Source organism: Arthrobacter sp. Y3225116, assembly GCF_059091245.1.
On the sequence record NZ_JBNHGL010000127.1, the window covers coordinates 1 to 8,529 of the forward strand.

An 8,529-nucleotide genomic window follows, 5' to 3' on the forward strand; every position below is an offset into this window, starting at 1 on the left:
GCCGGGACCGCGACGACGTCGCCGGCGGCCACCGCGGCGGCTTCCGCAGCGACCGGGGGGACCGGCCGTTCAAGAAGAAGTTCGAAAGCGACCGCCCCTACAAGAAGAAGTTTGAGGGCGACCGTCCGTATAAGACCGACGGCGAACGCAGCTTCAGCGGCGAACGCAGCTTCAGCGGCGAACGCAGCTTCAGCGGCGACCGCTCCGACCGTGGATTCGGCGGGGAGCGCAGCGACCGCGGCTTCGGCGCCGCACGCAAGCCGCGCCACACCCGCGGCTGATCTGGCCGGATCGGCTTCCAGCTAGTCATAACCCTTCCGGGGCATCTGTCATGGACAGGTGCCCCGGAAGCCTTTAACGGGCCCGGCCCCTTCGAGCAACGGGCGGCCCCTTTCAGCCAGCGGACCCGGCCCCCTTTTCAACCAGCGGGCAGCGTGCCGGAAACCACCGTGGAGGCGTACTCCTCAGCGCGGGCGATGGCCGGCACCAGTCCGCGCGCTTCGAAGACGCCGGCCGCTGCCTCCGCCTGTCGCTCGCTCGATTCCACCAGGACGGATCCGCCCGGCGCGAGCCAGCTCGGTGCCCCCTCCGCGACCCGCCGCATGACCGCCAGGCCGTCAGGACCGCCGTCGAGCGCCCACCACGCCTCATGGAGGCGGGCTTCGGGCGGCAGCAACTTGATCTCCCCCGTGGGCACGTAGGGGACGTTCGCGGTCAGGACGTCGATACGGCCCCGCAAGGCCACGGGCAGCGCGGCGTACAGGTCGCCCGTGTGCACCTGTGCCGCCGGCAGGTTTGTCTGCGCGCATGCCACCGCCGCCGGATCCAGATCTGCGGCGTGTAGTTCGGCGGGTTCGAGCAGTCCATCCAACGCCGCCGCCACGGCCCCCGAACCACAGCACAAATCGACGACGACGCCGGCGGGCACCGGGGCCAAGGCCCCGGCCTGCCGGACCAGGAACTCGGTCCTCCGTCGGGGGACGAAAACCCCGGGGGCAACGCGAATGCGCAAGCCACAGAACCCGGCCCAGCCCAGGACTTGTTCCAGGGGCGCCCCGGCCGCCCGCTGTTCCACCCTGGCGGAAATTTCTTCCCGGGGACCGCCCTCGGCCAGCAGCAGGTCGGCCTCCTCCTCGGCGAAGACGCAGCCTGCCGCGCGCAGCCGGGAGGCGATGTCGTCCCGGCCCCATGGCTGGGAAACCTGCATGTGGAGTCCTTTCGAATGACGCCAGAGTACCCTTTCGTCCGCGTCCGGTGGCTGCCTCGGTGTGATCTTGGCTGCAGTCCACGCGCCCGAAACACCACCGGGAAGGCCGCCCGGGGCTGTCCGCGGAGGAGACCGCCGTCGGACGTGTGGCCTTCACCACGGGGCACGATTCCGATTTCTTATAGGGGCAAATTGCTGGTAATGTATTTCTCCGTTGCCCCCCTAGCTCAGTGGTAGAGCGCGTTCTTGGTAAGAACGAGGTCACCGGATCGATTCCGGTGGGGGGCTCGGAATGGCAAAGCCCGCGTCTGCGTCGCGAGACGCAGCGCGGGCGCTCCCATTCGTGGCGGTGTAGCTCAGCTGGTTAGAGCGCACGACTCATAATCGTGAGGTCCCCGGATCGAGTCCGGGCACCGCTACCGAGATCCTGAGGGGCCCGATCGGAACTTTGGTTCCGGACGGGCCCTTCGGCTGTTAAGGCGCCCGCCGCTGACCCCCAAGGCCGGCCCCGCGGGCCGTAGCCGGCGGGTCAGGGGAGCTCTCACTTCCTTTACTAGAGTGGACGCCATGCCCGCCCTGTATCTAGCCCACGGCATCGCCTGGACCCCCGCGGGCCCCCGGCTGCGCCTGGCGGCTCCGGACGGCACGCCGGAGGAGCTGCCCGTGACGCGGGGGTCGAGGCTGGGCTTCCGGGTGGTGGACCCCCAGCGCTACTGCCTGGGCAGCCACCGGGTACTTTCTGCCGCGGAGCGCACGCATGTGCCGTGCCGGCTGCAGGCTCCGGCGGAGCGGGGTCACCAATGTGTGAACTGCTTCCTCAATGACGACCTGCGCTTCATGCATGACAGCCACCGCAGCGGCCGGGCACCCGAGGGGCTGCTGGCCTACCTCGCCCAACCCCATTGGCTGTATGTGGCGACGTTTGCCAACAGGGCCAGCAAGGTGGGCACGGCGGCCCACGTGCGGAAATCGTTACGGCTGGCCGAACAAGGCGCAGTGGCCGCCCGTTACGTCGCCCGGACGCGCGACGGACGGGTGGTGCGGGTACTCGAGGACGCGGTCTCGGAAAATACCGCCCTGACGCAAGCCGTGCGCAGCGCCGCCAAGTTCGCCGGGCTGCTGGCCCCGCTGCCGCTGCCCGAGGTGGACCGGCTCAACTCCGGCCATGCTGCCACTGTGCGCGAACTGCTGCCTGCCGTGCAACTGGAGGGCTTCGACGTCGTCGACGAACAATGGCAGGTTCCGGCGCTGGCGGCACCGGTTCTGCAGGACGGCGTCAAGAGGGGTTATCCGGGCAGCTTTGCCTCGGGCGACCACGGGTTCATCGTGGAGGGCCTCCTGGGCAGCGTCGCGGCCGCGCGGCTGCAGGATGGCGGACCGCTCTTCCTGGTGGACCTGGGCGGGGTGAAGGGCCGCCGGATCGCCGTCGGCGACTTCGTCTCGGAGCAGCCCGTCATTCAGGAACAGCTGTTCTAGGCGAACGGCAGGCGTTGCCGGAGCCCCGGAGTCCCGGAGTCCCGCACGGCTCCGCGGTTCGGCCAGCAGGGGGCGTGGCCGGTAACCTTGAGGTATGAATCCTTGGGACCTTGGCTCGCCGCTGTACCGCAAGCTGGTCATCTCTGCGATGGTGCTGATCGGCGTCGGAATCCTCCTGTCGGTCATCGCCGCGTCGGCGAGCATCCAATGGCTGATCTGGGCTGCACTGGCCGCCATCATTACGGGTTTGCTGACCCACCTGGCCGGGCTGCTGGTCCGGTTCCGCGACGCCCGGGCCCGGCAGGCAACCGCCCACCCGCGGGGCACGCGGCCAGCGAAGCGTCGATAGTCCCATCCACTCCATCCGAAGGAGATCCATGTCCGAACATGCCGGGGTCAACCCCGACCTCGCCGGCCGCACCTACCCGGCCGGCGCCGCCTATACCGTGGGCCGCGAGAAGATCCGGGAGTTCGCTTCGGCGGTCAAGGCCACGCATCCTGCGCACTTCAACGTCGAAGCCGCGCAGGAACTGGGCTATGGCGACCTGGTGGCTCCTCCGACCTTCGCCATCATCGTGGCCCAGCGCGCGGATGCCCGGCTGATCGAGGACCCTGATTCCGGCATCGATTTCTCCCGCGTGGTCCATGCGGACCAGCGGTTCGTGCACCACCGGCCGATCGTCGCCGGCGACGAACTGGTCGCGGAGCTGCACGTGGACCAGGTGCGCGCCATGGGCGGCGGGGCCATGATCACCACCCGGGCGGAAATCAGCACCGTCGCGGGCGAGAAAACGGCCACCACGACGTCGTCGATCCTGGTGAGAGGGGAAGGCCAGTGAGCGTTGAACTGAACGAGCTGACCGTTGGACAGGACATTGGCTCCCGGAGCATTGAGGTTTCCCGCGCGGACCTCGTCAGGTATGCCGGAGCGTCCGGCGACTTCAACCCGATCCACTGGAACGGACGCTTCGCCGAGCAGGTAGGCCTCCCCGGCGTCATCGCGCACGGCATGTTCACCATGGGCGCCGCGGTGCAGCTGGTGACGGACTGGATCGGCAACCCGGCCGCCGTCGTCGACTACCAGACGCGCTTCACCAAGCCGGTCCTCGTGGAGGATCTTGACGGACCCGGCGCCACGATCGACGTCAGCGGCGCCATCGGGGCCATCGACCAGGACAACGGCACGGCGCGGGTCGACCTGACCGTGACCGCCGCAGGCGTGAAGGTACTGGTCAAAGCCCAGGCGGTCGTCAAGATTTGGTAAACCGCACCGCGCATCCGGCGGGGGAGAGGCCCACCCCGTGACTGAAACGATTCTTGCGCCGCTGACTACGGTCGGTGTGGGCGGTCCCGCCCGGCAATTCATCGAAGCAGGCTCCGAGTCCGAGATCATCGAGGCCGTCCGTGCCGCCGACGAGTCCGGAGACCACCTGCTCGTTATTGGCGGCGGGTCCAACCTCGTGATTTCCGACGACGGTTACCCCGGCAGGGTGGTGGCCATCGCCAACCGCGGCTACAGCGTCCGGGAGAGTGACGGCGCCGTCGGGCTGACGGTGCAGGCGGGCCAGCCATGGGACGAGCTGGTGGCGTTGACGGTCGACAACGGATGGACCGGGCTGGAAGCGCTCTCCGGTATTCCCGGACTGACCGGGGCAACGCCTGTTCAAAACGTCGGCGCTTACGGATCCGATGTCTCGCAGACCATCGTCCGGGTCCGCACCTGGGATCGCAAGACCGGGTTCGTCCGGGAATTCGCGAACCGCGACCTCACCTTCGGCTATCGGGATTCCGTCCTGAAACAGAGCACGTCCAATGGATCTCCGCGCTTCGTGGTGTTGGAAGTCGAGTTCCGCCTGGCTCCCAGCCGTCAGAGCCTTCCGGTTCGTTACGCGGAGCTGGCACGCGTGCTGGGTGTCGACGTCGGAGCCGTGGCCAAGGCCGCCGACGTTCGCCGTGAGGTACTCCGGCTCCGCGCCTCCAAGGGCATGGTCCACGATCTAGCCGACCGGGATACGTTCAGCACGGGCTCGTTCTTCACGAACCCCATTGTCGACATGGACACGGCGGCGAAACTGCCGGCGAACGCGCCACGCTGGCCGGCCGGGGACAAGGTCAAGCTGAGTGCTGCCTGGCTGATTGACCAGTCAGGCTTTTCGAAGGGCTTTGGGCTTTCGGGAACGTCGAACGGTCCCCTCAGCGGCTACGAGGTGGCGGGCGGCCGCGCCGCCCTTTCGACCAAACACACGTTGGCGATTACCAATCGCGGCGGCGCCAGCGCGGAGGATATTCTCGCGGTTGCACGGGTAGTCCGGGACGGAGTTGAACGGTTCTTTGGGATCCGGCTTCAGCCCGAGCCGCTTCTGATTGGCTGCAGTCTGTAGCTGCAGGCCTCCTGGTCGCCTAGTCGCTTGGGCTACCTGGTCTCCTGTCTGCCGGTTGAGTCCACGGCGGCTTGTGAGCGCCCGGGGCAGCCGGTGTCCGGCCGTCCGGACGGGGTGCCCGGTGCCGGCGGAAGCGCGCGCCCTATGAATGCCCGGGCACCTCGGACACGAGGTCGTCGTCCGCCAGCGCAGGTTCTTTCGGGGTGAGGTGGGTGAAGTAGGCCGCTGTACCTGCCAAGGCCACGAGTCCTCCGCGTGCGAAGGCTTCGCGCTGCAGCCGGGAGCCCGCGCCTCGCGCCTGGACCTCCTGGCATAGGAGCCTGATGCTGGTCTCGTCCCCGGCGTCGGCAAGGGCTTGCCGGGTGTGCTCGAAGAGCAGGGAGATCACGGTGCCGGCCGGGCAAGGCACGCCGCTGAGGGGATGCAGGAGATTACCGGCGATGCCCCAGCGGCTGGCTTGCCAAGCGGACAACCGGAGTACCGACGCCGGAACCGGTACAGGGGGCAACCCGGACCTCCACTCTCTCGCCGCCGTCTCCACGAGCGCCCTCGACAAACCGGCGATCAACACGGTGTCGCTGGCCTGAAGGCAGACATCGGCAACCCGGATCTCGACCGTCGGGTGCTTGTGGGACAGCCGCGCATCGAGATAAAGCATGGCGTGGTCGAGTACGACGCCGCTGTCCAAGGCACGCCTCAGCGAGCGGTGATACGCGGCAGCCGAGCCGAAGATTTCCGAAGGCCCGGTGCCCGGCCAGCGCAACCAAGCCTGGGTTCTGTAACCGGCGTACCCAGTGTCGCGGCCCTGCCAGAACGGGGAGTTGCTGCTGAGGGCGGCGAGTACGGGAAGCCAGATCCGGATGCGGTCCAGCACGGCTACGCCCTCCTCCTCAGAATCCACGCTGACGTGGACATGGCAGCTGGAGGTCAAGGACTCTTCTGCGGTCAGGCCGAACTGCGCCCTCAGCGCTTGGACGCGGGTATCAGGAGCTGGATGCGGTGCAGCAGGGGACGGCGATGTGGCGAGCGCGACGGTCCTGGCTCCGGACGCGCGGGCACAAGCGTCGGCCAAGGCTCGTCCGGCTAGAATTTCGGCTTCCAGGTCGGACAAGGTAGCGCGGGGCGGGGAGATGACCTCGATCTGTTCCTGCTGCAGTTCGGTCGCGAGCGTTGGGCTGGAGGAGGCAGCGGCGGCGGCGGGTCCCGTTTGCCCGAATTCCTGGGCTTCTGCCGCCGTGAGGCGGTACCGGTCCATGACGGCTGCCGCACGCGGCACCGACAGGCCCGTGGCGGGGTCGACCAGCAGTAGTTCCTCTTCGACACCGAGAGTGCGCATGCAACCACCTTTCACCGGGCTTGTGCCGGTGGTAACGGCCGGGATGCCGCTGCAAGCCGGGCTCACCAACGAGCGTAGGGGCGGGAAGCCTGGCGGTCCACAGCGGTAATCGTCCCTCGCCCCGATGCACTGGCGATCACCAAGAGGGGCACACGCGGCGTCGTGCGTCCAGGCCGCGCCGTGCGGGAGGCCCTCGGACATCCGGCGACCCGGTCTGGCTCGGATGCTCCTAGGGAAGGTCTTCCCGTCTGATCGCCGCGTCAGCTTGCGGGGCGTCGACCTGCGGTGCTCCTGCCGGTCGTGGAATGCGTTGCCGTTCCACGCGGCGCTTGGAATGTGCGGAAAGCTCGTCATGCCGAAGCATGAAGCGGATGATGCTCGGGCGAAGCGCACGAAGATTGACCAGCCCGCTGCCGCAAAGCCAGCAGACCAGGCGGTAGCTGTGGTTCACCTGCACCAACCGGTCTGTACCGTGATCCATGAGCCAGTCAGGTGACAAGAACTCATGCATCGGTGGCAGCAGATAATCGGCGGGCAGTAGCCGTGCGAAGGCATCGTGCGGCTCGAAGCACTGTTCCAACTGGAGCATCATCCACCATTCTTCGGAGAGGTAGGCAGGACCGCAGGTCTCCAGAAAGCGCCTCAGGTGAGCCTCCAACCTCAGTGAGCGGTCGAGCTGGATTGGTCTTACCTGACGTTGTTGGACGAAGAACTTCCGAAGCGCATCGTCGATTCGTGCCTTGGGCCTCGCATACCTGGTCACTGTTGAATCCTCTTGCTATGGGTTTCGCTTTAGGTCGCTAAGAACGGTGGCGGGGTGTCTGTCTAAAACGGTGGTTGGGTGTTGTCCCATGGGCCGTCCGTGGCTTCGTCTCCGCCGTCGCCGCCGTTGCCGCCGTTGCCGCCGTCGTCGCCGTCGTCGCCCCTTGGACCGATTGCCGGGTCGTCCGGGCTTTCCGTAGCTCCCCCGGGTGCCGAGGGGAGCGTGAGTGCCCAATCTTCGTCGGGGGTGGTGGTGTGGGTGTGGCCGGAGCGGGTCGTGAAGTGCAGGGTCCCGTCGGGGTCCTGCGTGACGGTTCCGCCGCCGTTGTGTTTGGTTTTGTGCCCGGGTTTGCACCTGGCGCTGAGATTTTCCAGGACTGTTTTGCCGCCGTCTTCCCATGCGATCGTGTGGTCGATCTCGCATTGGTCCGCCGGGACGGTGCAACCGAAGTCGCGGCAGTGCCGGTCGCGTAGCCGGACGAGGCGTTTGAGCCATTCGGGCGGGTGGCGCAAGTCTTTGGCGACGGCGGTTGCCTTGCCATAGTCATCGGTGAGCACGATCAACCAGGACTTGGCCAGCGCGGCAAGGTCGCGGGTCATGTCGGGCGGGATGGGCCCGTAGCCGGTGAGGTCACCGGGTTCTTCGGAAAGCCGCAGCAAGGTTGCAAGGGGCGCGGTCACGGCAACGGAGGCGGTCACGTTCCCACCCCCGCAGGTACAAGGCCCCTGCCGTGCCGTACCCGGTGGAGCGCCTGTGGCGGCCGCTGCGGGAGCGGCTGCCGTTGCCGATGTCGTTGTGTTCGTTGCGGCCCCGGATCCGGCCGCAGTTTCGGAACGGGTTGCTGCTCGCGAACCGGCTGCGGCTGGGTTGTGGGCCGCTGTTTCGCCGTTGGCGGTGGCTGTTTGGGTGGCGGCTGGGGTGTGGGCCGCTGTTTCGCCGTTGGCGGTGGCTGTTTGGGTGGCGGCTGTGTCGCCGGCGGCGGTTCCGGTTGGTGTAACTGTGGCCGTGGGCTGGTAGGCGTGGCCGGGGTAGCGCAGGAGCATGTCGGTGAAGACGTCAGCGCGGAGCTGGCCCAGGGTGCGGGTCTCCTCAACGGTTTGGAGTTTGCGGGCGTGGGCCTGCATCAGGTTGTAGGCGAGCAGCGCCTTGTCCGCGCTGGTGCGGATGTAAAGCTCGGCCATCCCGTCATCCTGCGGCTGGTAGGCAACGGTGCGGCGCTCCATCGCGGCCCGGTGCCGAACCTCGAGGGGTTCAGGGTGCAGCCGGTCGCGGACCGTGCGGGCCCGGGCCTGGACGGATTCCAGCGTGATGGTCCCGGCGCCGGGAACAACGCGGGCCTCGTAGCCGGCCAGGACCTCGGGCGGAG

9 protein-coding genes, 2 tRNA genes and 1 pseudogene are annotated in these 8,529 nt (G+C 67.8%); 8 read left to right on the top strand and 4 right to left on the bottom strand.

Going from position 1 to position 8,529, the window contains the following annotated elements:
* Positions 1-281 (top strand): annotated as a pseudogene (locus AC5RV2_RS11785) (hypothetical protein); the annotation flags it as partial.
* Between the two features lie 137 nt (positions 282-418).
* Here the strand turns inward: AC5RV2_RS11785 and AC5RV2_RS11790 are convergent.
* Complete coding sequence (locus AC5RV2_RS11790; RefSeq protein WP_494092482.1) at positions 419-1,207, bottom strand: putative protein N(5)-glutamine methyltransferase; 789 nt, start codon at positions 1,205-1,207, stop codon at positions 419-421.
* 216 nt (positions 1,208-1,423) lie between these two features.
* On the opposite strand from AC5RV2_RS11790, the gene AC5RV2_RS11795 reads away from it, so the two are divergent.
* From AC5RV2_RS11795 to AC5RV2_RS11825, 7 genes are all read left to right on the top strand, one after another.
* Positions 1,424-1,495 (top strand) — tRNA-Thr (locus AC5RV2_RS11795).
* Between the two features lie 57 nt (positions 1,496-1,552).
* Positions 1,553-1,626: transfer RNA gene (locus AC5RV2_RS11800), tRNA-Met, on the top strand.
* 148 nt (positions 1,627-1,774) lie between these two features.
* Entirely contained in the window at positions 1,775-2,683 is a 909-nt protein-coding gene (locus AC5RV2_RS11805; RefSeq protein ID WP_494092483.1) for a DUF2797 domain-containing protein, read from the top strand.
* A 94-nt stretch (positions 2,684-2,777) separates the two neighbouring features.
* Positions 2,778-3,032 carry a hypothetical protein gene (locus tag AC5RV2_RS11810; RefSeq protein ID WP_494092484.1) on the top strand — a complete coding sequence of 85 codons (255 nt, stop codon included), beginning with the start codon at positions 2,778-2,780 and terminating at the stop codon, positions 3,030-3,032.
* Between the two features lie 28 nt (positions 3,033-3,060).
* A complete protein-coding gene (locus tag AC5RV2_RS11815) occupies positions 3,061-3,522 on the top strand; it encodes an FAS1-like dehydratase domain-containing protein (RefSeq protein ID WP_494092485.1) in 462 nt (153 codons plus the stop codon).
* Positions 3,519-3,947 carry a MaoC family dehydratase gene (locus AC5RV2_RS11820; protein WP_494000536.1) on the top strand — a complete coding sequence of 143 codons (429 nt, stop codon included), beginning with the start codon at positions 3,519-3,521 and terminating at the stop codon, positions 3,945-3,947. Before AC5RV2_RS11815 ends, AC5RV2_RS11820 begins: the two co-directional genes overlap by 4 nt.
* A 37-nt stretch (positions 3,948-3,984) precedes the next feature.
* Positions 3,985-5,064: a UDP-N-acetylmuramate dehydrogenase gene (locus AC5RV2_RS11825; protein ID WP_494092486.1), complete on the top strand. Its 1,080-nt coding sequence runs from the start codon at positions 3,985-3,987 to the stop codon at positions 5,062-5,064.
* Between the two features lie 142 nt (positions 5,065-5,206).
* On the opposite strand, the gene AC5RV2_RS11830 is transcribed toward AC5RV2_RS11825, so the two are convergent.
* From AC5RV2_RS11830 to AC5RV2_RS11840, 3 genes are all read right to left on the bottom strand, one after another.
* Positions 5,207-6,400 carry a glutamate--cysteine ligase gene (locus AC5RV2_RS11830; RefSeq protein WP_494092487.1) on the bottom strand — a complete coding sequence of 398 codons (1,194 nt, stop codon included), beginning with the start codon at positions 6,398-6,400 and terminating at the stop codon, positions 5,207-5,209.
* Between the two features lie 229 nt (positions 6,401-6,629).
* On the bottom strand, positions 6,630-7,163 hold the full coding sequence (locus AC5RV2_RS11835; protein WP_494092488.1) for a hypothetical protein: 534 nt from the start codon (positions 7,161-7,163) through the stop codon (positions 6,630-6,632).
* A gap of 62 nt (positions 7,164-7,225) precedes the next feature.
* The coding region (locus tag AC5RV2_RS11840; RefSeq protein ID WP_494092489.1) for an HNH endonuclease signature motif containing protein at positions 7,226-8,529 on the bottom strand (1,304 nt) is incomplete at its 5' end.